This is a genomic window from Burkholderia sp. AU33423 (assembly GCF_002223135.1).
Taxonomy (GTDB): Bacteria; Pseudomonadota; Gammaproteobacteria; order Burkholderiales; family Burkholderiaceae; genus Burkholderia; species Burkholderia lata_D.
Genome location: NZ_NKFH01000010.1, coordinates 423,049 through 449,536 on the forward strand (window position 1 = coordinate 423,049; position 26,488 = coordinate 449,536).

Here is a 26,488-nt window from a genome sequence, read left to right on the forward strand (position 1 = left end):
ACGGAGAATCATGGAATTTGAAGAATCGATGGTCCAATTGCTATGGGACGACGGCATATTCGTTTTATCGCGAATCGAGGCGGCCGATGGCGGGGCGTCGCGATTGGCTCTGAGGCCAGCCGCTAGCCAACCTCTCGGACAAACGCTGGCATTGCTCGAGAACGTCTATTCGCTTCGCGCCCACTTGGATGGTCCACGCTTCACGCTGCCTGTTGAATTCGTTCGGGACAGTTCCTCCATTTCGCTACTTCTCAAGGACCCGGGCGGCGTTCCCCTGTCCGCACTGGATACGTCCCTGCTTTCGTTCGACCAGATCCTGACGATTGCCGCGAATGCAGCGTCCGCCCTGGACGTGCTCCACCGGCGAAAAGTAATACACAATGATGTACGGCCGGCACATCTGCTTGTTCAGCCTGCCACTTGGGCGGTAGCGCTGACGGGGTTTGAAGCTGCCGCATTGGTCGGTTCTCCCGGCATCGAGGGGGATCTGTCCCGCACGCATGCGGCCACCTATCCGTATCTCGCGCCTGAGCGAACCGGGCTTGTCAATCGGCCCGTCGATCCACGCTCCGACTTGTACTCGCTAGGTATCCTCATCTATTGGATGCTGACGACGAAGTATCCGTACTCCGCGAACACCCCGGGGGAATGGCTCTACTGCCACACGGCACGCAAGCCTGCGCCGCTGCATGAGCATGTTCCTCACGTCCCCGAATCGCTCGCAGCCATTGTCGACAAGTTACTCGCCAAAGCAGCGGAGGATAGGTACCAGATGGCCCGCGGCGTCGAACATGACCTGCGCTTATGCGAAGCGCAATTCCGTGGAGGCGCGGGCTTTGCACCGTTCCTGCTCGGAACGATGGACTCGCACGAGCGGCTGTTGATTCCTGACCGACTTTACGGGCGAGAACCCGAGCTAAACGCGCTGACTGATGCCTTGGACCGGGTTGCCCGTGCCGACATCACCGAGTTTGTGTTGGTGTCCGGTTACTCGGGGATCGGGAAATCGGCGCTGGTCGAAGAATTCCACCATGTGATGGGCCGCGGGCGATTTGCGTCAGGCAAGTTCGACCAGTACAAGCGTGATATCCCGTATGCGACGATTGCGCAGAGCATGGAATCGATCGTCAAGCAGGTTCAAAAGGCGGACGAGCGGGAACTGGCAAAGTGGCGCAAGCGCATCGAACAGGCGCTGGGATCAAATGGCCGCTTGCTCACTGACCTCATCCCGGCGCTCGAGGAGATCATCGGGCCGCAACCCATGATGTCGGATGTGCCGCCTCCGGAGGCACAGAAGCGCTTCGTTACAACGTTGACACGGTTCATCGGGGCGTTCGCCACGCCCGAACAGCCGCTTGTATTGTTTCTGGACGATCTCCAGTGGCTGGACGCCGGAACTATTTCGGTACTGGAGGCGCTCGGGCAGGGGGCCGGCATTGCTCACTTATTGCTCATTGGGGCGTTCCGCGACAACGAGGTCGGTCCTAGTCATCCCCTTGCGCGCATCATCGGCGACGCACGAGAAAGTGCCGCCGTTCATGTCCAGCATCTGTTGTTGGCACCTTTGGCGGTTGGCGATATGGAACGATTCGTCCGTGACGCCACGCGCAGTGATGCGCCAGAGACGGGCAAGTTGGCGCAGTTGATGTTTGAGAAAACGGCGGGAAATCCATTCTTTGCCGTTCAGTTCCTGCGCGTGCTGGCCGACGAAGGGCATCTGACGTTCGACCGTGCCACACGAGAATGGGCGTGGAACATGCGCCACATTGCGCAGGCTGCTTTCCCGGATAGCGTCGTTGACCTGATGGTGCAGAGGATTGGGCGGCTGCCCGATCGCACACGACAATTGCTTGCTGATTTCGCTTGCGTTGGCGCCACGGTGGCCACGTCGGTCCTGGCCCAGGTGAGCGGGCAGTCGAACGGTGAAGTTGACCTTGCGCTCGCTGACGCAATAGCGCAAGGCCTCGTTTACCGCCGGTCGGATGGGTACACTTTTGTCCACGACAGGATTCAAGAGGCTGCGTACGCGCTGCTTGCCGAAGCAGAGCGTGCGCCATCGCATCTGCGGATAGGCGCTCGGTTGGATACCGGAGAGATGGACCCGAGTTTCGAGCGGAACGTCTTCGAGATCGTCAACCAGTACAACCGGGCACTCCACGCAATAAGCGAACCGCGGGTGCGCACGCGTGTCGCCCTCCTGAACCTGCGCGCGGGCCGTCGCGCGCGAGACGCGGCTGCCTATGGGACCGCGCTGACCTATCTCGAGGTTGGCGCCGAGATATTGGACGATCGAGCATGGCAGACCCATTACCGCGAAAAATTCTCCCTTGAACTATTGCTTTCAGAGTGCACGTTCCTTGCAGGGAGCCCGGTGTTGGCAGACGAGCGCTTGCGTCGCCTTGAAGCATACGCTGAAAGCGTACGTGACAAGGCAGCCGTTGCTTTCCTGCGGATTACGCTGCATACCGCTTTGGGCCAGCTGGATGAAGCGGTGGCAATTTGCCTGGGCTATCTGCGCGCGGTCGGCGTCAATTGGGTACCTCATCCTGGCCGCGGAGAAGTCGATAAAGAGTACGAAAAGCTAGTCGCCAAAATTCAGACAGGGTCGATCGCTGCTTTGCGGGATAACCGGTTGCTCGACGATGAAGTGCTGGAAGCAACGCTGGACGTTTTCACGGCAGCGTTGCCACCGGCCTTTTTCACCGACGAGAACCTGGTGTGTCTGATATTGACGACCATGGCGAATTTGAGCATCGCGAACGGCAATGCCGATGCATCGTCGCTGGGATTTGCCTACTTGGGCATGGTTGTCGGCCCGCTCTTCGGGGATTACGCCACCGCGTACGAATTTGGCAAGCTCGCGATGGCGCTCGTCGATGAGAAGGGGCTCGACCGGTTCCGTGCACGCGTCTACATGTGCTTTGCTTACCACGTCATGCCATGGACGGAGCACATACGAGCAGGGATTCCACTTTTGCGACGAGCATTCGAGGTTGCATCGCAAAGCGGTGACCTTACGTACATCGGATTCTCCAGTTGCTGCCTCGTCACGACGCTTCTTGCGGCTTCTGTTCCGCTGGCTGACGTTGAAGAACTGGCTGTCGAGCGGCTGCGAATCGTCCGTCGTGCCGGGTTCGGGCTGATCGTGGACATCATCAATTCGCAGCTCGCGCTGATTCGTGAAGTCCGAGGGACTACGCCATGGTTCGGTTCAGTCGACGCGGACTATCCGAGCGAGAGCGCCCTGGAGCAACATTTCGCAGACAACCGTGCGCTGGATATTGCCGCGTGCTGGTACTGGATCCGCAAACAAGAAGCAAAGTATTTCGCAGGCGACATTGCGGGCGCGATGGAGGCCGGGAAAAAGGCAGCGCCTTTGTTGTGGACCACATGGGGACATCAAGAGCTTGCCGTATATCACTTCTTTTCCGCGCTGACATTGCTCGCGGCAAAGGAGAACCTCTCGTCACAAGCCGACGTCGTCATGGACGCGGAACTCGCCGAGCACGTCAATAAGCTTCGGGGCTGGGCACTGGCCAATCCTGCTAACTTCGCTGCTCGTGCAGCGTTGGTCGATGCGGAAATCGCGCGTATGGACGGTAACGCTTTGGAAGCGATGCGTCTGTACGAACGGGCCATCGAGGGCGCTCGCAGCAACGGATTCCTGCATCTCGAGGGCTTGGCGTGTGAACTGGCTGGCCGGTTCTACGTGAAACGGGACTTCGCAACGATCGCGGCAGTCTATCTGCGAGGTGCTCGGTCGGCCTACCTCAACTGGGGGGCGATGGCCAAGGTCAAAATTCTGGATTCAGCCTATCCGGGCCTTGCAGCCAACGAACTCGGGCCTTCGTTGTCTGGTGTCGGCGAGAATCGGCTGGAAGTGGAAACGGTCGTCAAGGCTTCACAGGCAATTTCAAGCGAGCGGGTGCTCGAGCGCCTGATGAACACGCTGATGACCATTCTCCTTGAGCATACGGGAGCTCGACGTGCGCTGCTCATTCTTCCACACGAAGAACAGCTCTTTATCGAAGCCGAAGCCACTGAGGGCGGTGAGGTGCACGTAGAGCGGCGAGCCGCCTCGCAGAAGACCGTGCCGCTTTCGATGCTTCACTATTGCCTTCGCGCCCAACAGACATTGCTGGTTGACGACGCGACGACGGAGAACCCGTTTTCGTCAGACGAGTACTTTAGTGGAAAGGCTTCGCGCTCGGTACTATGTCTGCCGCTGGTCAAGCAGACAAGGTTGGTCGGCGCACTGTACCTCGAGAACGAGCTTGCTCCCGGAGCGTTCACGCCATCCCGGATGACCGTCCTCAAGTTGCTGGCGTCGCAGGCGGCGATTTCGATCGAGAACGCATCTCTGGAGCAGGTCGAGGCGCTGCTTGAAGAGAAGGATGCGCTCCTGCAGGAGGTACACCATCGGGTGAAGAATAACCTGCAACTCATCAGCAGTCTGCTAAGCCTCCAGGCATCACGCGTCCAGGACCAGGCGGTTTCCGAGCAGTTTCAGGAGAGTCGAAACCGCGTTCGTTCGATGGCGATGGTCCATGAAAACCTGTATCGGGCGGGCAACTTCGCACGCATCGACATGGCGCCACACATCAGGAATCTTTGCGCCCATCTTTCGCGTATCTACAAGTTGAGTCAATTGAACGTCCACCTGGACGTTGTCGTTGACGATGTACAGCTCGACATGAACCGCGCGATAGCCTGCGGCATGATCGTCAACGAACTCGTGTCGAATGCACTGAAGCACGCTTATCCAGACGGCCGAAGCGGGCGACTCCGTGTCGAGTTGGTGGCGAGTGAAGGCGACGGATATCGGCTGAGCGTCACCGACGACGGCATTGGCTTGTCGCCGGAGTTCTCGCTGGAAACTGCGGAGTCACTTGGGCTGCAGCTTGTCTTTGACCTCGCCAGGCAGATCCATGGTTCAGTGGAGATTCGTCGCTCGGGCGGGACGGCCTTCGACATTCACTTCGGACTACAACAGACAGGCGGCCTCTAACATGTCAGCCGCGCGCATATTGATAGTCGAAGACGATCGGGTCGTCGCTCGTGACATTGCCCAGCAAATGCATCGATGCGGGCATGTCGTCATAGGAAGTGTCGCGACCGGGGAAGAAGCGATAACCTTGGCGGCGAAGGAAATGCCCGACCTTGTCCTCATGGATGTGCGGCTCGAGGGAGGACTCGACGGTATCGATACGGCTCGGCATTTGCGCGAGTCGTTCAATTTGCCCATTGTTTTCCTGACAGCCTATGCCGATGAGGAAACGGTACGACGTGCCACCGTGACCGAGCCATTCGGCTACGTGTTAAAGCCCTTCGATGACGTCCAGTTGCGGACGGTCGTCGAGATGGCGCTCTATAAGCACGATGCCGAGCGTCGATTGCGCGAGAGCGAGCAGCGCTATGCCGTTACGCTGGATAGCATCGGTGATGGTGTCATCGCGACAGACTTCAAGGGCGACATTACGCTGATCAATCCCGTTGCAGAATCGTTGACGGAATGGTCGCGGGGCGACGCAATAGGGAAGCCGCTCGAAGAAGTTCTGGATTTGTTCGACGAGGATACAGCCGCGCCGCTGAACATCAACGTTGCTGCTGTTTTGCGCGAAGGCGGTGTCATCAAGTTTCCTCCGCGGACAACGCTGGTCGGAAAAGCGGGACGTTCGGTACCGGTTGAAAACCGTGGGACGCCGATCGTGAGCGACTCGGGCGGCGTGATCGGCATGGTATTTGTCATTCGCGATGCGACGGAAACGCGTAAGGCCGCCCAAGCCGAAATCCTGCGTGAGACCAATGAAAGGCTGGACGTTGCGATGCGCGGCTCGAAAGTCGGGGTGTGGGCGGCTGAGATTCCGGGTGAAGACAGACGCGAACTGTCGCTGAAGTGTTGGAACATCCTGACGTGGTTGGGTTACACCGAAGGTCATACCGCACCGGACCTCGACCACGTGATGCAGCTTGTTCATCCCGATGACCGGGAGCGCCTGCGCGAAGCGTTTTGGCGATGTAGCAGGGTACCAGAGGGTCTCTTTGGCGTTGAACACCGCTTGCTTCATCACGACGGGACTTATCGATGGGTCTTGACGCGCGGCGCATCGAGGCAGCTTTCCTCCAGGGCGGCCGCGCGCGTGTGCGGCACCATGGTCGACATTACGGAACTGAAGTACGCGGAATCTGCGCTGCGGACTAGCGAAGAGCGCTTCCGGGGAACGTTTGAAAATGCCGCGGTAGGGATAGCGCACTGCGATCCGAGCGGGCGATTCCTCCGCGTCAACCAGCGCTATTGCGATATCGTGGGTTACAGGCGCGACGAACTGCTGTCGATGACGTTTATGGATATCACCGAGCGGCGGAGTGTCCCGAACAGCGTCAATCTATTCAAGAAGCTGATCGACGATGAATTCTCTCACTATGCAGAGGAGAAAGTCCTCATGCGTGGTGACGGCTCCCCAGTGTGGGTCAGTGTTTGCGTCTCCATACAGCGTGACGCCGACCGGCAAGTTCAGCATTCGATCGGCATTCTCCAGGACATCACGGAACGCAAAGCGCTCGAGGAGACTGTGCGCATTGCGCGTGACGAGGCGGAATCTGCCAACAAGGCGAAGGATCAGTTCCTGGCCAATATCAGCCACGAACTTCGCACGCCGCTGAACTGCATTCTCGGTTACGCGCAACTTTTGCGGCGTAGTGATGAGCTAAGCACGCGTCAGAAGTCACATGTGTCGCTGATTGAGCAAAGTGGGTCGCATCTTGTCACGTTGATTAATGACTTGCTGGACTTCGTGCGTACTGGCGCTGGCCGGATTGATCTGGAAGCAATGGATCTGTTGCTTGCACCCTTTCTCAAAATGCTTGCAGAGATGGTCAGCGTGCGAGCGCGTGAAAAGGGGATTGTTCTGACCTGCACGATTGCGCCAGACCTCCCGGCGATCATTCGTGTCGATGAAAAACGATTGCGGCAGGTGCTGCTCAATTTGTTGTCCAATGCAGTGAAGTTTACGGACGTCGGAGAGGTGGCATTTTCGGTGACGATGCTTCCAGGCAGTGTCATGAGGTTCGAAGTGACAGATACCGGGCTTGGTATCAAGCCTGACGATATCGAGCGCGTGTTTCAGCCGTTTGAGCAGGCAGGTGACAGCGAACGTAGGCGTGCCGGTCTAGGCTTGGGACTTTCCATCAGCCAGCATTTGGCTCGCCTCATGGGTAGCGAAATCTTCGTCGAGAGTGAATATGGGCGGGGAAGTAAATTCGGGTTCGATTTGTTGATCGAAGATTCCTCCCGGGAATCGTCCGAACCTGACGACATGGGCTGTAGTCAATCGATGTTGGGTGGAGGCATGGTTGATGACGCACCGGACCACGTGTGCACGCCAGTGGAACTCCACTCGGATCGCTCGTGTCAGAGCGGTACAAAACTTTCCGATGTCGAAGCAACGGCGCCATTCGTCCTTCCTCCTCGGGCGAGCATGGAGGTGTTACACAACCTCGCGCTCAGAGGTTCGATGCGGGAAGTCATTCGACACATTGAGTCGCTCCGAACAAGCGACAGCCATTACGAGGATTTCGCCAACAAGGTGTGCAATCTTGCGGAGAACTTCGAGTCCCGAGAGCTAGTTGCGCTCATCGAGAAAAATCTAAATGGAAGTTAGTCCAGATGCCAGATGACTTCGGAAAAGATCCACCTGTAGTCTTGGTGGTTGATGATACGGCGGCTAACTTGGGGTTGGTGGTCGACTTCCTTGAGGGCAGCGGTCTGCAAGTCTCGATTGCGCGGGACGGTGAAGAGGCACTGAGCCGTGCGGTGCTTGTGCGCCCAGACTTGATACTGCTCGACGTGATGATGCCAGGCTTGGACGGGTTCGAGGTTTGCCAACGTTTGAAGGCCAAGCCTGAGACGAGGGATATTCCCATCATCTTCATGACGTCGCTATCGCGTACGGAAGACAAGACCGCGGGTTTCCAGGTTGGGGCAGTCGACTATGTCACCAAGCCCTTGCAAATGGAGGAATTGCTCGCACGGGTGCGCACGCACGTCAAGCTGCGGCGATTGCAAATGGCTCTCCAGGATCGCAACGCGCGTCTTCATGAAGAAGTGGAGCGGCGACAGGAAGCGCAAGAGGCGCTGCTGGAGATGATAAACAGCGTTCGAAACACATCGAATGCAATTGCTCATGATTTGCGGACGCCCCTCGCTGAACTTCGGTCGCGGATGGAGGTGATGATCTTCGATCTGAAAGACAAGCTCGATACTGACGGTCTTGAGCGACTTGAGGGTTCGCTCAATGATATCGACCGAGTGATTGGCATCTTCAATGCGCTTCTCCGTCTGGCCGAAATCGACGCAGGGGTTCGAAGGTCCGGCTTTGTTGCCAGTAATGTCGCAGAAATCGCGTCCGAGGCGGTGGACTTCTACCAGCCGTTGGCCGACCTGGGTGGGATTGCGCTTTCGCATGCTTGTCCCGCCGAACTGGACGCAGTGGTGGATCCACTACTTATTGCCCAAGCGGTTGGCAACCTGATTGACAACGGGCTGAAGTACGCGAAATCACGCGTGATTGTGTCAGTGAACGAACGTGACGACCTCATCGAGATATCGGTTGCAGACGATGGTCCTGGGGTCCCTGCTGCTGAAAAGGAAAAGGTAACGGAGCGGTTCTATCGTGGCGATGCGAGCCGGGGTACGCCTGGCGTGGGCCTGGGACTCTCGTTGGTCCAGAGCGTCGCCACGTTGCATCGAGGCACGCTAACCCTGGCCGACAATAATCCTGGGCTGGCGGTAAAGCTGACGGTTTCCCGGCGACTCGACAGTCACCGGCATCGTTCCAGTTGATGGATGCTTGTTGGGGCGCCTCGTGGGCTTCGCTACGAGACGCGTACTTCGCTGAAAGGGGGCGGGAAAAGTGCTTCGACGTCGGCTCGCTGCACACATGTCGCGACTCGGTATCGGCGCGATGCTTCTCTGATTAAGGTGCTGCAGATCCTTTAAGCGTGTGACAAAGACTCTTCAGTGACGGCTCAATTATTGTGAGCCTTGGGTCACTCGCTGTATTCCGCGGCGATTCGCGATGGCACACGAAGAACTTGCGATGCGAACGGGCCCGAAGTAACTGGACCGCTTGTCATTTGCTTGGATACTCCGCCATGAACGAGTTCAATCGCTGGGAGCGAGTGATTTCGCTGCTAAACCCACCGCTCGACGCGGATCGCTGGATGGTGCCCCGCATCCGAGGACGGAAGGACGTGCCCGTTTCGATTAGCAGCATCCCGCGGCGTCGAACCGCAATCGTTTCGGCTGAGCGGAATACCGATTCGTCGGTCTTGTTGTCATGGAGTGACCCGACTCACTGCCGCTACGATGAACAACGCTGGATCATTGCGAAGGCGCGCACGGTCGGCCGCTGCGCGCTGACGGGGCGCGTGATCCGTTGCGGGGATGCGATCTACAAGCCTCAGATCCGGTGCGCGAAACGCCCCGCGAACTCCCGCGAGATGGTACTTGCGTCAGCATTCGATGAGTTTCTGCCGCGAACGTTGCGGGGACGAAGCAAGGCGGTTTACGACTCCTCTGGCGATGTCCGTCCCCTTGGTCCGAACTAGCTTCTTCCACTATGTTCAGCAGGATTGCGAAGGAAGAGATTCTGATTCACCGTTGGCCTACGCTACTAATTCGCCTGCAACAGCAGCGCAGTTACGCATTCAGATCACTTGCAGCTAACGACAACGCAAGCAATCCAAATAGCTGAGACTGGTCACCTCGGTGTGATGCCGTGTCCGAAATCTCGCAGCCAATTCCAGCCACATGGAAGCAAGGGACTCAATGAAGCGATACGAAAAACTCGCGGACGACATCGAGCGCCTGATCCGCCACGGTGTGTATCGGCATGGCGACCGGATTCCGTCGGTGCGGCAGGCGAGCCAGCAACATCGGATCAGCATCACGACCGTGCTGCATGCGTATCTGCTGCTGGAAAGCCGCGGGTTGCTCGAAAGCCGACCGCAGTCGGGCTATTTCGTGAAGCTGCGGCGCGACGACGGCCACGCGCCGGTGCGCGAGCTGCGGCCATCGAAGCCGATCGCGATCTCGTCGTCGGTCGACGTGAGCCGGCTCGTGCTGTCGACGCTGCGCTCGGTCGGCACGGATGACGCGGTGCCGCTCGGCTCGCCGTATCCGGACCCGAGCCTGTTCCCGTTCGAGAAGCTGAACCGCTACGTATACGAGGCCGGTCGCGACAAGTCGCTGTGGGGCGTGACCGACGGGCTGCCGCCCGGCCATCCGCGGCTGATCCGTCAGATCGCGCGCCGCTACCTGGAGAACGGGATGTCGGTGGACCCGAACGAGATCATCGTGACGGTCGGCGCGACGGAGGCGATCAATCTGTGCCTGCAGGCGGTGGCAAAGCCGGGCGACACGATCGCGGTGGAATCGCCGACGTTCTATGCGATGTTGCACGCGATCGAGCGCATGGGGATGAAGGCGATCGAGGTGGCAACGCATCCGGAGTACGGGATCGACATCGCGGCGCTGGCCGCGATCGCGAAGTCGCAGCCGATCGCCGCGTGCATGGTGATGCCGAACTTCCAGAACCCGCTCGGCTTCCAGATGCCGGACGAGCGCAAGCGCGAGCTGGTCGAGTTCGCGACGAAGACCGGGATGCCGCTGATCGAGAACGGCGTGTACAACGAGCTGTATTTCGGCGATGCGCATCCGAGTTCGCTGAAGTCGTATGACCGCAGCGGGATCGTGCTGCACTGCTCGTCGTTCTCGAAGAGCCTGACGGCCGCGTACCGGATCGGCTGGGCGCTGCCGGGCCGCTACCGCGATCAGGTCGAGAAGCTGAAATTCCTGAACACGCTCGCGACGCCGTCGTTGCCGCAGCTCGCGATCGCGGAGTTTCTGGAACGGGACGGCTACGAGCATCACCTGCGGCGCCTGCGCAAGGCGTATGCGCAGCAGGCGAACCTGATGCGCGCGATGGTGTCGCGGTTCTTTCCGGAGGGCACGCGCATCTCGAGCCCGGCGGGCGGATACGTGCTGTGGGTCGAACTGCCCGCGCCGCTCGATGCGATGCGGCTGTACCAGCTCGCGCTGGAGCAGGGGATCACGATCGGCCCCGGCTACATGTTCTCGGCCACCGGGAACTACCGAAGTTTTATCCGGTTGAACTACAGTAGTCCTTGGTCCTCTGATGTTGAGCAGTCTGTCGTAACCGTCGGCCGACTCGCACAAAGCCCTGACTTTTTCTGCGTCTAGTACGAGGTTGTTCGATCAATCGGAGATCGCGTCCGACGAGTGGCACGCGACGATCCGGCGCACGCGCGCCGTGCGCCGCGACGCACGAGCGTTCAGCGCGACCGGGTGCGCCGCCACACGCCGGGCGGATGACCCACGATCCGGGCGAATACGCGGTTGAGATGGCTCTGGTCCGAGAAGCCGCACGCGACCGCGATGTCGGCCAGCGTCATGTCGGACGTCTCGATCAGTTCGCGTGCGCGTATTACGCGCTGTTCGAGCAGCCATTGGTGCGGCGTGCGGCCGGTGGTGCGCGAGAATGCGCGGATGAAATAGCCGCGCGACAGGTCGCATTCGTTCGCCACTTCCTCGATCGATACGCCGAGGTCCGCCTTTTCCATCAACAGCTCCTGGGCGCGCGCCACCTTCGCGGGAGACAGCACGCCCTTGCGTTCGAGCTCGCGCGTGCGCGCGTTGCCGTAGCGGCGCACCAGATGCGTGCCCATCGCGAGCCCGATCTGTTCGATGAACAGCGCGTTCAGCGGGCCGGGGGCGTCGAGGCTGTCGGCTACCGCGTGCGCGAGATGCCCGAGCACCGGATCGCGGACGTCGGGACGGCACGTGAGGCCGCCGATCGGCTGGCCGCCGTGCTCGGGGCCGACGCGTTCGAGATACGCATGCGGCAGCTCGACCAGCACGAAGTCGAAGTTGCCGTACAGATCCGCGTGGAAAGGGCGGGAAAAATCGCGAATGTAGATCGAGTGATGCTCGAACCGGCGTTCGCTCGCGGCGCCGCGCCCATACAGCGTCCGGCGGTGGCCGCCGTTCAGCGACACGCCGACCAGGAAGCCGCGTTCGCACGGCGGCATCTCGATGCGCTCGACGTGCGCTTCGCGCATGCATTTGCGGTGAAGCTTCAGGCCGCCGGATGTCGTCTCGACATCCTTCGCCAGCAGGCTCGACACGCAGCCGAGCGTGTCTTTCGGCAGCGGCGGAGGCGCTGTCACCGGCGCGGCGATGACGGTGTCTGACATGGAATTCCCCAGCGAGGGACTCGGTGCGTGAAATGACGAGTCCAGTTTAGATGCGCACGCGAACGTTCAAAATGAATTTGCATAAACGTACGCTCGCCATTCTGACAAATTGCTTTCAATGCGGGTGCGCGGTGGCGGCGTATTCCGGCGCAACGCCTGCACGAGCGGTCCGGCAGAATATAGCGCCCCACTTTGACACGCAAGTGATCGTGCCGGCCGCGCCCGACCGAAATCCGCGTGCCGAGCGCATTTTCCTTCAAGATTTTCAGCGGCCATCTGTCTACACTTGGTCCGGAATTCGACATTCTCCGTCCGGTGCAACGGTGCGCCGGACGCGGACTTCCTGCCGGATGAACTGCCGCGTTCATCCGGCAGCCATCCCGAGGGACCCGGAGGCGGCCATGATCCAGATCGGAACTTTGTCGGTGGATTTCGAGCAGCGCGACATTCGGCGCCACGGCTCGTCGCTGCGCATCGGCGCGCGCGCGCTCGACATTCTCGAAGTCCTGCACCGCGCGAGCGGGTCGGTCGTATCGAAAGACGACATCATGGATGCGGTCTGGCCGGGCCTGATCGTCGAGGAAAACCGGCTTCAGGTGCATGTGGCGACGCTGCGCAAGGCGCTCGGCGCGAACCGCGATCTGATCAAGACGGTGCCCGGACGCGGCTACCTGCTGGTGGCGAGCGCGTCGCCCGGCCCGGACCTCGTGCCCGTGCCCGTGGCCGTGGCCGAAGCGCCGGCCGTCGCGGTGCCGCCGGCCGTCGCCGTATCGTCCGATGCGCCCGATGCGCCCGATGCGCCCGATGCGCCCGATGCGCCCGCGTCGTCGCTGCTCGCGCCGCTCGTCGGGCGCGACGCCGAAATCGCGCAGATCGTCGACATGCTCGAACGCACGCCGGTCGTCACGCTCGTCGGCGCGGGCGGCATCGGCAAGACGAGCCTCGCCGTACGCGTGGCCCACGCGGTGCGCAGCCGCTCGCGCGAGCGCGTGCTGTTCGTGGAGCTGGCGCGCGCGGGGACGCGCGACGACATGCTGATCGCCCTCGCGGCCGAGTTCGGCCTGGACACGCAGCGCGCGCCCGCCGTCGAGGACATCGGTGCCGCGTTCGCGGCGTCGCGCTGCCTGCTCGTGCTCGACAATGCCGAACACATCGTCGATCTCGTCGCGAGCCTCGTCGAAACGCTGACGTCGAGTGCCGGCTCGCTGCGCGTGCTCGTCACGAGCCGCGAGCCGCTGCACATCTCGGCTGAAGCGGTGCTGCGCATGAGCCCGCTCGCGGTGCCGGACGGCAACGCGTCCGCCGACGAAATCGTCCGCTGTTCGGCCGTCGAGCTGTTCCTCGAACGCGTGCGCGCGGCCGCGCCGGATTGCGCGGTCGACGAGGCCGGCGTGCGGCTGATCGGCGACATCTGCCGGCGCCTCGATGGGCTGCCGCTCGCCATCGAGCTGGCCGCGGCGCGCGTGGCGACGCTCGGGCTCGCGGTCGTCGCCTCGCGTCTCGACGACCGGCTGAACCTGCTGACGGGCGGGCTGCGCTCGGCGCTGCCGCGTCATCAGACGCTGCGCGCGACGTTCGACTGGAGCTACGTGCTGCTCGATCGGGCCGCGCGCACGCTGTTTCGCCGGATGGGGTGCTTCATCGGGCCGTTTTCGTTCGATGCCGCGCAGGCGGTCGCCACCGAGCCCGGCACGTCGGCCGCCGACATGATCGCGGTGTTCGGCGAGCTGGTGGCGAAATCGCTGGTGACCGTCGAGTTCCATGGCGCGTCTGCGCGCTACCGGCTGACCGAATCGACGCGCGCATACGCGCTCGAAAAACTGCACAACGAAGGCGAGTTCGAGCGCATCGTCGCGCGCCATGCGGAGTACGAGCGCGAGCGTGCGCCCGTGCGTCTCGTGGCGCCCGTGACGCCCGCCGACGTGCCGCCCGCCGATGCGCCCGCGCTGGCCGTGGACGAACCGGCTGACGCCGCCGAGGCCGCCGAGGTCGCCGACGTGCCCGAGCCCGACCGGCTGACGCACGCGCTGCTGGAGCCGTCGCGGATGCGCGCGTGCACGGCGCGTGCGAGAGAGCTGCTCGACGGACTCGACACGGGCGCGACGGACCCGGTTGACGCCGCGCGCGAGATGCGGCTGCGGGCGGCCTGCGCGTCGGCGCTGCTGCATACCGACGGCGATGCGCTGGCCGCCGCCGCGATGTGGGATCACACGCTCGGTCTCGCCGCGCACATCGGCGACGATGCGTTCGACGCGCGCGCGCTGGTCGGACTGTGGAACACGATGCTGACGCTGTCGGACATTCACGAATCGCTGCGCTACGCGACCCGCTTCGAGCGGGCGGCCGAGCGGCGCGGCGACCGCTCGCAGCGGTTGCTGGCGAACACGATGGTCGCGACGTCGCTGCATTACTTCGGCGAGCACGCCCAGGCGCGCGAGCGGCTGGAAGCGGCGATGGCCGAGCTCGCCGATGCGGGCGAACCGCCGTGCGCGCAGGCCGCGCTGGGCGTCGACATGGCGACGCTCGGGCGCACGATGCTGATCCGTCTGCTCTGGATGCAAGGCGAGCCCGAGCACGCGATGCGGGTCGCCGCGCAGGCGGTCGAGCATGCGCATCGCAGCCCGTCGCCGCTCTCGCTGTGCATCGTGCTCGGCGCGGCCGCCGTGCCGATCGCGCTGCGCTACGGCGATCACGACATCACCTCCGACTATCTCGCGACGCTGCGCGCGACCGCCGACGCGCACGGTTTCGACATCTGGCGCAGTCACGCGGAATGCCTGACCGGCGAGTTCGACATCCAGGCCGGCCATCCCGGCGCCGGCCTCGCGCGGCTCGAACCCGCGCTGCGGCGCGTCGAGGCGAGCGGCTTCCGGCGCGTGCTCGCGCCGTTGACCGTCGCGTACGCGGAGGGCCTCGTGCGGACCGGCCGCGCGGATGAAGCGCGCACGCGGCTCGATGCGACGCTCGCGCGCTGCCGCGCGCACGGCGAGCACCTGTTCGTCCCCGAACTGCTGCGCGTGAGAGGCGTCGCGATGCTCGAACAGGCGCGCACCGTCGGCGCGGATCTCGCCGTGGCGTACGAGGCCGACGGGCATCGTCATCTGCAGATGGCGATCCAGACCGCGAACGCGCAGGGCGCCGCGATGTGGGCGCTGCGCAGCTCGCTCGATCTCGCCGATCACCTGATCGAGCGCGGGCACACCGCGCAGGCGTCGGCGCTGGTCGCCGGTGTCGCGCGGCACTTCGATCCGCATTCGCGCGCCCACGACGTGCGCCGTTTGCTGCGGGTGCAGAACTTCGTCCGTCAGGATGCGCCGCTCGCGCCGTGCCTGACGCGCGCGCGACGCGATGCCGCCGACGCGGCGCAGCAGGCGGCATGACGATGCGCGAATCCGGTACGGCAGTGCGGCCGCGCGATCGCAGCAGGCGTGCCGACGCAGGCGGTGCGGCCGCGTGCCAGTGGGCGGCGGGAAGCAGGACGTGTCGTGCGGCGTCGTGCGCCGGCGTGCACGGGAGGCCCGACGGTGCTTAGAGCGACGGAACCCGCGCGTTCGGCGGACCTCGTCGTGTTCAACGGCAAGATCGCGACCCAGGACGAACAGCGCTCGTTCGTCCGCGCGCTCGCCGTGAAGGACGGAACCATCGTCGCGACCGGCGACGATCGCGACGTGCTGCGTCATGCGCACGACGGCACGACCCGTATCGATCTGAACGGCCGTACCGTGATTCCGGGGCTGATCGACGCGCACCTGCAGGCGATCCGCGGCGGCATGAACTTCAACCTCGAGGTGCGCTGGGACGGCGTGCCGTCGCTGGCCGACGCGCTCGACCTGCTGGGCCGGCAAGTCCGCCGCACGCCCGCGCCGCACTGGGCGCGCGTGGCGGGCGGCTGGACCGCGCTGCAGTTCGCGGAAAAGCGCGGCCCTACGGCGGCCGAGCTCAACGCGATCGCACCCGACACGCCGGTATTCATCCAGCATCTCGGTGACAGCGCGTGGCTGAATGCGGCCGCGCTGCGCGCGATCGGCTACGGGCGCGACACGCCCGATCCGCCGGGCGGCGAATTGCGGCGCGATCGCCATGGGCGGCCGACCGGGCTGCTGCTCGCGCGCCCGGATCCGGCCGTGCTGGCCGCGGCGCTCGCGCGCGCGCCGGTGCTCGGCGCGGCCGACCGGGTCAACTCGACGCGGCAGTTCATGCGCGCGCTGAACCGCGTCGGCGTGACGAGCGCGATCGACGCCGGCGGCGACGGCCTCGCGTATCCGGACGACTATGCGGCGGTCGCGACGCTCGCGCGGCGCGGCGAATTGACGACGCGCATCGCCTATGCGCTGGGCGCGCGGCACGCCGGCCGGGAGCTCGACGACTTCGCGAAATGGATCGCGCTGACCGCGCCCGGCGACGGCGACGCGTTCCTGCGCGCGAACGGCGCGGGCGAGCGGCTGCTGTTCTCGGCCGTCGATCTCGGCAATTTCCTCGAACCACGCGTCGACCTGCCCGCGTCGATCGAGGTGGAGCTGGCGGCCATCGTCCGGCTGCTCGTGCACCATCGCTGGCCGTTCCGGTTGCATGCGACCTACGACGAATCGATCGGCCGTTTCCTTGACGTGTTCGAAGCGGTGCATCGCGACACGCCGTTCGACGGGCTGCGCTGGTGCTTCGACCGCTGCGAGACGATTTCGGAGGCCAATATCGCGCGTGTCGCGGCGCTGGGCGGCGGCATCACCGTGCAGCCGCGCATGGCGTTCCAGGGCGAAGCCTTCATCGCGCGCCATGGCGCGGCGGCGGCCACGCGCGCACCGCCGATCCGCGCGATGCTCGCGGCCGGGCTGCCGGTCGGCGCCGGCTCCGGCGCGACGGCCGCGGCGAGCTACAACCCGTTCGTCGCGCTGTACTGGATGGTGTCGGGGCGCAGCGTGGGCGGCACCGCGCTGTACCCGGCACGCAACCGGCTCGGCCGGATGGAGGCGCTGCGCCGCTATACGGTCGGCAGCGCGTGGTTCTCCGCGGACGAGCATCGCAAGGGCGCGCTGGTGCCCGGCCGGTACGCCGATTTCGCGGTGCTGAGCGACGACTACTTCACGGTCGACGCGCGGCGCATCCCGGCGTTGTCGTCGGTGCTGACGGTCGTCGACGGCAAGGTCGTGCACGCGGAACAGGAATTCTCGCCGCTTGCGCCGCCGCCGCCGCCCGTCAGCCCCGCCTGGTCGCCGGTCGCCGCAGGCGGCGTCGACGCCGCGGCGACCGGCGACGCGCCGCATGCATCGGCCGCGGGCGACGCGTGCGCGGCGCCCGGCATCGATGCGTGCCGTGCGCGCAGTCACGGGCGCCGCTTCGCGCGGTCGCGCTATCCGACGGCAAGTGCGGCCGCCGAACGCTGCGAAGCCTTCGGCCGCTGCTGCGTCGCGTTTTGAGCGGCGCCTGCCGGTGCGCGACGCGCTGCGCGCCGGGCGGCCGCCGTGCATTGAACGATTTTCCGCCCCGTGCACGGGGCATGAAGGAGACAGGATGAATGCTGCGCATCCGCGCGCACCGGCCACTGGCGACGAAGTGGCCGGCGTTCGCATTCCGCGCACGCCCGTTGCGGTCGAGGCAGCCGACGCGGCCCGCGCGTCGTTGCCGGCCGTGCTGGTCGATCATGCGGCGCGCGTGTTCGTGTTCGCGTCGCTCGCCGCGCGGCGTGCAGGCGACGCATGCGACGCCGACGCACTGTACGTCGCCGCGATGTACGCGAACATGGGGTTGAGCCCGGTGTACTGCCGTTCGACCGAACGCTACGAACTCGACGGGGCGGATGCCGCGCGCGCGTTGCTGCTGCGGCATCGCCGGTCGCAGCGCATGCGCGACGACGTGTGGCACGCGATCGCGCTGCATACGACGCCGGGTGTGGCCGCCCGCGCGTCGCCGCTCGCGCGCGCACTGGCGTGCGCGGTGTCGACGGACCTGATGGCGACCGACTTCGACGCCTACCGGGCCGACGAGCGTGACGCGCTCCTTGCCGCGTATCCGCGCGGCAGCGGTTTTCCCGAAACGTATCTAGACCTGGTCGCGCGCGGCGTCGCGCATCGCCCGCAGTCGACCTTCGGCACGTGGAGTGCCGACGTGCTCGAACGCGCGGATCCGGATTTTCATCGGCCGAATTTCTGCGGCCGCGTGCTGGGCGCGCGGTGGAACGACGCGTGACGGCGCCGTAGCCCCGCGCGGGAATCGGCCGCGCGAGCCGCGGTATCGCGGTGCGGTGCGCGACGACCCGTGCCGTGCGCGGCGCATCCGCCGGTTACGCGGGCGAGCCGGCCGCGTCGTGCCGCGCATAGTCGACGTATCCCGCGCGGTCGCCGCCGTACCAGCCGACGTGTTTCGGCTCCGCGAGCGGGGCGCGTGCGGCGAGGCGCTCGACGAGATCGGGGTTCGCGATATAGGCGCGTGCGAACGCGACGAGATCGGCGTCGCCTGCGTCGATCAGCGCGTTCGCCGCGTCCGGTGAAATGCCGCCGTTGACGATCAGCGTGCCGCCGAACGACCGGCGCGCGTGCTCGACGATACGCGGCAGGTCGGGCTCGCCGCTCCAGCCGTTGGTGTCGGCCGCGTGCAGGTAGGCGACACCCGCGTCGTCGAGCATCCGGCCGACGTACGCGAGCGTCGCATCCGGATCGGCATCGCGCACGTTGTTGTACTTCGCGTACGGCGAGATGCGCACACCGACACGGCTCAGCGGCATCTCGCCGCCGACCGCGTCGACGATTTCCGCGAGAAAGCGCGCGCGGTTCGCGACCGAGCCGCCGTAGCGATCGTCGCGGCGGTTCAGCGTCGACGACAGGAACTGGTGCGGCAGGTAGCCGTTCGCCGCATGGATCTCGACGCCGTCGAAGCCGGCGGCCATCGCGCGCGCGGCTGCTTGCCGGAATTCGTCGACGGCCGCGACGACTTCGTCGGTCGTCATCGCGCGCGACGGCGTCGCGTGAATCTTCGTGTAATAGCCGTTTTGCAACTGGGCCCATACCTGCAGCTGTTCGAGGTCGTCGTTCACGCCGGACGGCGACAACGGCGCGGCGCCGCCGAGCAGCGTCAGCGAGCTGACCCGGCCGCCGTGCCACAGCTGCGCGAAGATGCGGCCGCCGTTTGCGTGCACGGCATCGGTGACGACCTTCCAGCCGGCGGCTTGCGCATCGTCGACGAGCCCCGGCGTCAGCTCGAATGCGGCGGACGCCCGGCTGACGTTGGTCGCCTCGGTCACGATCAGGCCGGCCGACGCGCGCTGCGCGTAGTACTCGGCCATCAGTTCGGTGGGCAGCCCGCGCGACGGCGCGCGCGAGCGCGTCATCGGTCCCATCACGACGCGGTTCGGCAGCGCGAGGCCGCGCAGATCATAGGCACTGAGCAGGGAAGACATGATGGACTCCTTTTCTTCGACGGGGAGCGGGACGGCAACGCGCCCCGCGAACGAATCGGTTTGAAGTTTGAAGGGGGCGGCGGCGGGGGTTCAGCCGAGCGCGTGACGTTGCGCGTGCGGCCGCCCGACGAGCAGGTAGTGCGCGAGCGCGACGATCGGGAACGCACCGGCCACTGCCGCGACGAGCGACCAGCCGCCATGCTCGTACAGCGGGCTCGCGAGCGCCGAGCCCACGGCGCCGCCGACGAAGATGCTCGTCATGTACAGCGCGTTCAGCCGGTTGCGGCTTGCCGCATGCAGCGCGTAGATCTCGCGTTGGCCGAGCACCATGTTCATCTGCACCGCGAAGTCGAGCACGATGCCGGTCACGACGAGCCCGTACAGGCCGGTGCCGTGCACGAACCCGATCGCGTACGACAGCGTGCCGGCGACCAGCGCGATCAGCGTCGCGCGCACCGTATGCCCGGCGTCCGCGAGGCGTCCGGCCACCGGCGCCGACGTCGCGCCGATCGCCCCGACCAGCGCGAACAGGCCGATGGCCGATTGCGACAGTCCGTAGTGACGCGTCAGCTCGACCGGCACGGCGGTCCAGAACAGGCTGAACGACGCGAACATCAGGCCCTGGTAGAACGCGCGGTGGCGCAGTACCGGCATCGTGCGAACGAGATGCAGCAGCGAGCCGATCAGCTCGAAATAGGTCGCGCGATGGTCGGGCTGGCGCGGCGGAATCGTCAGCGCGAGCACGGCCGTGACGAGCGTCATCAGCACGGCGGCCGCCGCGAACACGAAACGCCAGCCGAACGCGTCGGCCACGACGCTCGACAGCGGGCGGGCCAGCAGGATGCCGAGCAGCAGCCCGCTCATGATCGTGCCGACCACGCGGCCGCGCGAATGATCCGGCGCGAGATGCGCGGCGAGCGGCACGAGGATCTGCACGGCCACCGAGCTGAAGCCGATCAGCAGCGAAATCGCGAGAAAGAGCCCGGGCGTACGCACGAGCGCCGCCGCGGCGAGGCTTGCAATCGACATGACGGCCGTCACGATCATCAGCTTGCGGTTCTCGAGCAGGTCGCCGAGCGGGACGATGAAGAACAGGCCGAGGGCGTAGCCGATCTGCGTCAACGACACGATCAGGCTCGCCGTGCCGCCGGACATGTGCAGGCCCGGCGCGATGAGCTCGGTGATCGGCTGCGCGTAGTACAGGTTCGCGACGATCGCGCCGCAGCTGAATGCGAACAGCAGGATCAACCCCTGCGTGAGTCGGGTGCCGTGCGCGGGCGGCGCGAGCGGCGTGGAATCTGCTGACATGGTGGGCTCCTTGAGAAGAGGGAGGCGGGGCACCGTGTCACCGCGCCTGCATGGGGTTCGCCTGGCGCGCGATGAGGTGCACCGCGTTGCCGTCCATACTATTGATCGAGCGATAAAGCCGGAAGCGAGCCGCCGCGCAATCGAGCTTTGCGCGGCACGCAAAGGTGCCGCGTCCGGTCAGCCGCGCTTGCCCTGCAGCGTCGGAATCTGCTCGAACAGGCCCGCGAGCCAGTCGACGAACACCTTCAGCTTGACCGGGATGTGGCGATTCGGCGGATACAGCACCGAGATCGGCTTGGGCGGCGCGTTGAAATCGGTCAGCACCTCGCGCAGCCGGCCCGATTTCAAATAAGGCTCGACGAGGTACAGCGACGTCTTGATCAGGCCGATGCCGGCGACGCCGCATTCGATGTAGTTGTCCGCATCGTTGACGGCCACCGTGCCGCACATCTGCACGATGCGCGGCTCGCCGTCGACGACGTAATCCCACGGGCGCGGTCGCCCGGTGTCGGCCGAGATGTGGCTGACCGCCACGTGCTGCGCGAGATCGTCGACGGTCTCGGGCTCGCCGCACCGTGCCAGGTACGCGGGCGAGCCGCACGTGCAGGTGGTCAGGCTGCCGATCCGCCGCGCGACCATCCCCGAATCGTCGAGCGCGCCGATGCGCACCACGCAGTCGACCCCTTCGCCGACGAGGTCGATCTGCCGGTCGGTCACGCCGAGTTCGATCATGATGTCCGGATGGGCGTCGAGGAAGGTGGGCAGCGCGGGCACCACGACCTGCTTGGCCATCGCCGGCGGCAGGTTCACCTTCAGCCGGCCGCGCGGCACGTTGCGCGCCTGCGAGACCGACGCTTCCATGTCGTCGATTTCGCGCAGCACCGCGACGGAACGTTCGTAGTAAGCCTGGCCGTCTTCGGTCAGCGAGATGCGGCGCGTCGTGCGGTTCAGCAGCCGGCAGCCGAGGTGCTGTTCGAGCGCGCTGAGCAGCGCGGACACGCGCGGCGTCGTGAGGCCGGTCGTGTCGGATGCGCGCGTGAAGCTGCCGGTTTCGACGATGCGCGTGAACACGCGCATCGAAAGCAAGGTATCCATCGTCGGGAGGGCTCCAGTCCTGTCGGGTCGCGGCGCCGGTGCATGCCGGCGCCGTCCGTCTTGTCGGGTATCGGTCGCGCGTATCGGGCGCGACCGAATCGCTATGCGTCGATGCGTCGTCTCAGCGCGTCGCCGGCGAACGGCATTTCGCGCATGCGCTGGCCGGTCGCGTCGAAGATCGCGTTGGCCAGCGCGCCGGCGGTCGGCCCCATCGACGCCTCGGCCGCGCCGAGGAACGGCGCGCCCGGGCGATTGATCAGGTGGACCTTCACGCTCTGCGGTGCGGCCGAGAAGCGCAGGATCGGGTAGCTGCTCCAGTCGAAGCTGCGAATCCGTTCGGTGTCGTACTTCAATGCCTCGTAGAGCGTCCAGCTTGCGGCCTGCACGATGCCGCCCTCGATCTGGTTGCGGATCCCGTCCGGCGACACGACCTGGCCCGCGTCGACGGCGGCTTCCGCGTGCTCGAGCGTCACCTGGCCGGTTTCCGGCACGACCGACACTTCGACCGCGATCGCGACGTACGCCATCAGGTTCTTGTACTTGCCGAACGCGAAGCCGACGCCGCGGTTGCGCGCGCGCGGCGGCCGCGGCCAGCCGAAGTGCGTCGCGGCGAGCTTGATCACCTGAAGCGCGCGATGATCTTCCATGTGGCGCAGCCGGAATTCGACCGGATCGACACCGGCCGCGTGCGCGAGTTCGTCCATGAAGCTTTCGATCGCCCACACGTTGGTGTGTGCGCCGAGCGAGCGCATCGCGGACGTCTGCAGCGGCATCGTCGGCGAGAAGTTGTTCACGATGTGCTGGTTCGGCAGCGCGTACAGCGGAATCGCGTTGCGATCGGCGCCGCCCTCCGGTTGCAGCATCGGCGTCGACGGCGCGGGCACGAACGGCGGCTCCAGCATCCGCGCCGGCAGCAGCCGGCCGGCGTTGACGATCCGCTCGTTGTGCGAACTGCTCCACAATGCGTACTGCCAGTCGACGATGCGGCCGTTCGCGTCGAGCGATGCGCTGACCTCGGTCACCATCGCCGGCGTGAAGTGGTCCCACGTGTGTTCCTGCTCGCGCATCCACTGCACGCGAATCGGCTTGCCGGGCATCGCGGCGGCGATCAGCGCCGCGTGCGCGGCTGCGTCGTCCGCCGCGTTGTGTCCGTAGCAGCCCGATCCTTCGGTGTGAATGCAGCGGATGCTCGCCTTCGGCATCGACAGCATCTCGGCCAGCGCGTCGCGCAGCGGATAGACGCCTTGCGAATGGGTCCACACCGTCATCGTCCCGTTCTCGAGGTGCGCGACCGCACACGACGGCCCGATCGAGCCATGCAGCAGGTAGTTCTTCAGGAACGTCGCGTTCAGCGTCTTCACGGCCGGCGCGGTGGGCGCGTGCGTGTTCGCGATCTCGATGCGCTGCGTCGAGATCCGCTTCAGGTCGGCGTGCACGGTGGCGCGATCGGGCAGCTTGCGGCCGGGCGACCAGCGGCATGCGGCGGCCAGCGCGCGTTGCGCGACCACCGCCTGCCACTCGCCCTGCGCGACCACCGCGATCATGCTGCCGTTGCGCACGATCCGCACGACGCCCGGCAGCTTCAGGATCGCCGCCTCGTCGAACGACAGCAGCTTCGCTTCGTACACCGGCGGCATCACCACGCGCGCGTGCAGCATGCCGGGCAATTCCATGTCCTGCACGTAGCTGACGCCGCCCGTCACCTTGTTCGGGATGTCGACCCGCGGCAGCGACGTGCCGATCACCGTGAACGTCGCCGGGCTCTTCAGCGGCGACGTGGGCGCGGCGCTGCGATGCAGGTCGACGGTGCGGATCGCGTCGCCGTAGGTCATCGTGCGGCCGTCGGGCGCCTTGATCACCGCGTCGGCGGTCGTCAACGTGCGCGCTTCGACGCCGAAGCGCTTTGCCGCGCCTTCCACCAGCAGCGCACGCACTTGCGCGGCCGCGTTCAGCAGCGCGGAACCGCTGTCGGCCATCGTGTGGCTGCCGGCGGTCAACCCTTCGTCGGGCGATGCGCCGGTGTCGGCCGTCAGGAACGTGATCAGCGACGGCTTCATGTCGAGCTCTTCGGCCGCCACCTGCAGCAGCGCGGTGCGCACGCCGGTGCCGAGCTCGACCTTGCCGGTGAATACGGTGACCTTGCCGTCGGGCGCGATCTTGATCCATGCGTCGAGCAGCGGATTGGTCTTCAGGCTGCCGGCGAGCGCCTGCGTGGCTTTCGCCACGTGCACGGCGGCCCCTTCGTCCGCGATCACGAGCTGTGCGGCCGCGCGCGCGGCCGGCGCGAGCGTGAACGCGACGAACAGCGCGCCGGAGACGATGAAGTGCCGGCGGCCTTCGTCGATATCGTCGTGGGAATTCATTACAGCCCCTTGCTGATCGTGACGGGAGCGGAAGCCGGTTCGGGGGCCGGCAGCCCGGCGACCGAGCGCACGGCCGCGAGGATCCGCATATGCGTGCCGCAGCGGCACAGGTTCGGTTCCATGTGCGTACGCAGCTCCTGTTCGGTCGGCTTCGGGTTGCGCTCGAGCAGGGCCTGCGCGCGCATGATCATCCCGGCGATGCAGTAGCCGCACTGCGCGGCCTGATGCTCGACGAACGCGCGCTGCAGCGGGCCCGGATGCTCGGCGGTGCCGAGGCTCTCGATGGTGCGCACGCTGCGCGTGCCGATCGCGGCCACCGGCATCAGGCACGAGAACGTCGGCTTGCCGTCGACGATCACCGTGCATGCGCCGCACTGGCCGAGGCCGCAGCCGAACTTCGCGCCGTGCAGGTGCAGGTCGTTGCGCAGCGCGTACAGCAGCGGGGTGGATGGATCGATGTCCAGCGTGTGCCGCACGCCGTTGACGGTGAGGGTAATCATCGTGCGGTGTCCTCTTTTCTGAGCTTCGCGGCCATCGCGTCGACGCCCGGCCACGCGGGACGATCGGTATAGGTCTCGCGCACGTACGCGGCGAGATCGGCGATCTGCGCGTCGTCGTACTGGTCGATGAACGACGGCATATAGTTGAGCGTGTCCTCGCCGTGCCAGCCGATCCCGTTGAACATCATCTGGATCGCGTTGCGCGGCGTATCGGCGTTGACCGCCGTGCTGAACGAAAGCGTCGGCCGCTCGCCGATCGACTGCATCGGCGCGGCCGGCCCGTGGCACTGCGCGCACGACGCCTGGAACAGCACCGCGCCGCGCTGCCCGGCCGGCGTCGTCGCGGCGCGTTCGCCAGCAGCCGTTGCTGCCGCCGCACGCGCGTTCGCCGGCTTCTGGATCGACAGGATGTACGCGGCGATCGCCTCGACGTCCTCCACCGGCACCGTCGCGAGATCGCGCGTGACCGGCAGCATCGGCCCGGCCGCCGCGCCGTGCTCGCTCGCGCGGCCGGTGCGCAGGTACGTGACGAGCTGCGCCTGCGTCCACGGCCGCGCAGCGTGGCCGAGCGTATTGAGCGGCGGGGCTTCCCAGCCGTCGACGATGCCGCCGTCGAATGCCCGGCCGCGCTGCTCGCCGCCGATCGCGTTCAGCGGCGAATGGCACGACGCGCAATGGCCGAGCCCGTCGACGAGCATCCTGCCGCGGTTCCATTGCGCGGACTGCGCGGGGTCCGGTTGATACGCGCCTTCGCGCAGGAACAGCACGTTCCAGAACGCGACCAGCGGCCGGAAGTTCAGCGGAAAGATCAGGTCGTTGGCGGGCGCCGTCGCGTGGACCGGCTCACGCGTCATCAGGTACGCATACGCGGCGGCGATGTCGTCATCCGACATCTTCGTGAAATGGACGTACGGAAACGCCGGGTACAGCGGCTGGCCGTTACGCCCGATGCCGGTGCGCAGTGCACGGGCGAATGCGTCGCGCGACCAGCGGCCGATGCCGGTTTCCGGATCCGGCGTGATGTTGGTCGCATAGATCGTGCCGAACGGCGTCGCGAGCGGCAGGCCGCCCGCGAACGGCTTGCCGTCCTTCGCCGTGTGGCACACGACGCAGTCGCCCAGCGCGACGACGCGCGCGCCGGCGCGCACCAGTTGCGGATCGAACGATGCGGCGGCGGGCGGATCGATCGGCGCGATCGACGGCCGGACCATGATGCCGATCGCGACGGCGCAGGCCGCGATCGCGATGCCGGCCGCGCCGATCCAGAGTCGTTTGTGCTTCATGCGCGCTCCATGCGACGCGATGCGGCGCAAGTGATGCGATGCGCGGCAACACCGGACGATGCGTGTCGGCCGTGCGTGGCCGTCCGATGCGGCCGCGGCCGTCTTGCGGCGCGGCGGTGATTGGCGACGGGGATCATGTTCTCACTCCAGCAGTCGATAACGGGCGCCGAGCGCCGTCCTGCGCGGCAGCTCATGAACGGCAGTCTACGCAGAGGCCGCGATCATTGCCTGAAGCGGCGCTGAAACGTTCTGAACGGTGTCCGGCCCCGGATC

General features: G+C 65.4%; 15 protein-coding genes. 8 read left to right on the forward strand and 7 right to left on the reverse strand.

What is annotated here, in order from left to right:
* The first annotated feature begins 10 nt into the window (after positions 1-10).
* The 5 genes from CFB50_RS37175 (at position 11) to CFB50_RS37195 (ending at position 11,263) form a co-directional block, all read left to right on the forward strand.
* A complete protein-coding gene (locus CFB50_RS37175) occupies positions 11-5,008 on the forward strand; it encodes an AAA family ATPase (RefSeq protein WP_256979417.1) in 4,998 nt (1,665 codons plus the stop codon).
* Position 5,009: 1 nt separating this feature from the next.
* On the forward strand, positions 5,010-7,661 hold the full coding sequence (locus tag CFB50_RS37180; RefSeq protein ID WP_179254275.1) for a hybrid sensor histidine kinase/response regulator: 2,652 nt from the start codon (positions 5,010-5,012) through the stop codon (positions 7,659-7,661).
* Positions 7,662-7,666: 5 nt separating this feature from the next.
* On the forward strand, positions 7,667-8,842 hold the full coding sequence (locus tag CFB50_RS37185) for an ATP-binding response regulator (RefSeq protein ID WP_089449353.1): 1,176 nt from the start codon (positions 7,667-7,669) through the stop codon (positions 8,840-8,842).
* A 311-nt stretch (positions 8,843-9,153) separates the two neighbouring features.
* On the forward strand, positions 9,154-9,609 hold the full coding sequence (locus CFB50_RS37190; protein ID WP_089449354.1) for a DUF3331 domain-containing protein: 456 nt from the start codon (positions 9,154-9,156) through the stop codon (positions 9,607-9,609).
* A 220-nt stretch (positions 9,610-9,829) separates the two neighbouring features.
* Complete coding sequence (locus tag CFB50_RS37195; RefSeq protein WP_089449355.1) at positions 9,830-11,263, forward strand: aminotransferase-like domain-containing protein; 1,434 nt, start codon at positions 9,830-9,832, stop codon at positions 11,261-11,263.
* A gap of 92 nt (positions 11,264-11,355) precedes the next feature.
* On the opposite strand, the gene CFB50_RS37200 is transcribed toward CFB50_RS37195, so the two are convergent.
* Positions 11,356-12,276: an AraC family transcriptional regulator gene (locus tag CFB50_RS37200; RefSeq protein ID WP_089449356.1), complete on the reverse strand. Its 921-nt coding sequence runs from the start codon at positions 12,274-12,276 to the stop codon at positions 11,356-11,358.
* Between the two features lie 401 nt (positions 12,277-12,677).
* On the opposite strand from CFB50_RS37200, the gene CFB50_RS37205 reads away from it, so the two are divergent.
* The 3 genes from CFB50_RS37205 (at position 12,678) to CFB50_RS37215 (ending at position 18,459) form a co-directional block, all read left to right on the forward strand.
* Entirely contained in the window at positions 12,678-15,656 is a 2,979-nt protein-coding gene (locus tag CFB50_RS37205) for an ATP-binding protein (protein ID WP_089449357.1), read from the forward strand.
* Positions 15,657-15,800: 144 nt separating this feature from the next.
* Positions 15,801-17,690, forward strand: coding sequence for an amidohydrolase (locus CFB50_RS37210; RefSeq protein WP_089449564.1), 1,890 nt, complete (start codon positions 15,801-15,803; stop codon positions 17,688-17,690).
* A 94-nt stretch (positions 17,691-17,784) separates the two neighbouring features.
* Positions 17,785-18,459 (forward strand): phosphohydrolase, encoded by a 675-nt coding sequence (locus CFB50_RS37215; protein ID WP_089449358.1) that lies wholly within the window; start codon positions 17,785-17,787, stop codon positions 18,457-18,459.
* 94 nt (positions 18,460-18,553) lie between these two features.
* Here the strand turns inward: CFB50_RS37215 and CFB50_RS37220 are convergent, their stop codons facing one another.
* The 6 genes from CFB50_RS37220 to CFB50_RS37245 form a co-directional block, all read right to left on the reverse strand.
* Positions 18,554-19,666, reverse strand: a complete 1,113-nt coding sequence (locus CFB50_RS37220; RefSeq protein ID WP_089449359.1) for an alkene reductase — start codon at positions 19,664-19,666, stop codon at positions 18,554-18,556.
* Positions 19,667-19,756: 90 nt separating this feature from the next.
* Entirely contained in the window at positions 19,757-20,974 is a 1,218-nt protein-coding gene (locus tag CFB50_RS37225; protein WP_089449360.1) for an MFS transporter, read from the reverse strand.
* A gap of 177 nt (positions 20,975-21,151) precedes the next feature.
* Positions 21,152-22,069 carry a LysR family transcriptional regulator gene (locus CFB50_RS37230; RefSeq protein ID WP_089449361.1) on the reverse strand — a complete coding sequence of 306 codons (918 nt, stop codon included), beginning with the start codon at positions 22,067-22,069 and terminating at the stop codon, positions 21,152-21,154.
* 101 nt (positions 22,070-22,170) lie between these two features.
* Entirely contained in the window at positions 22,171-24,432 is a 2,262-nt protein-coding gene (locus tag CFB50_RS37235) for a xanthine dehydrogenase family protein molybdopterin-binding subunit (protein ID WP_089449362.1), read from the reverse strand.
* The gene (locus CFB50_RS37240; protein ID WP_089449363.1) at positions 24,432-24,932 is read right to left on the reverse strand and encodes a (2Fe-2S)-binding protein; all 501 of its coding nucleotides are present in this window, start codon (positions 24,930-24,932) and stop codon (positions 24,432-24,434) included. The genes CFB50_RS37235 and CFB50_RS37240 overlap by 1 nt, the downstream gene beginning before the upstream one ends.
* The gene (locus CFB50_RS37245) at positions 24,929-26,215 is read right to left on the reverse strand and encodes a c-type cytochrome (RefSeq protein WP_089449364.1); all 1,287 of its coding nucleotides are present in this window, start codon (positions 26,213-26,215) and stop codon (positions 24,929-24,931) included. Before CFB50_RS37245 ends, CFB50_RS37240 begins: the two co-directional genes overlap by 4 nt.
* Positions 26,216-26,488 lie beyond the last annotated feature (273 nt).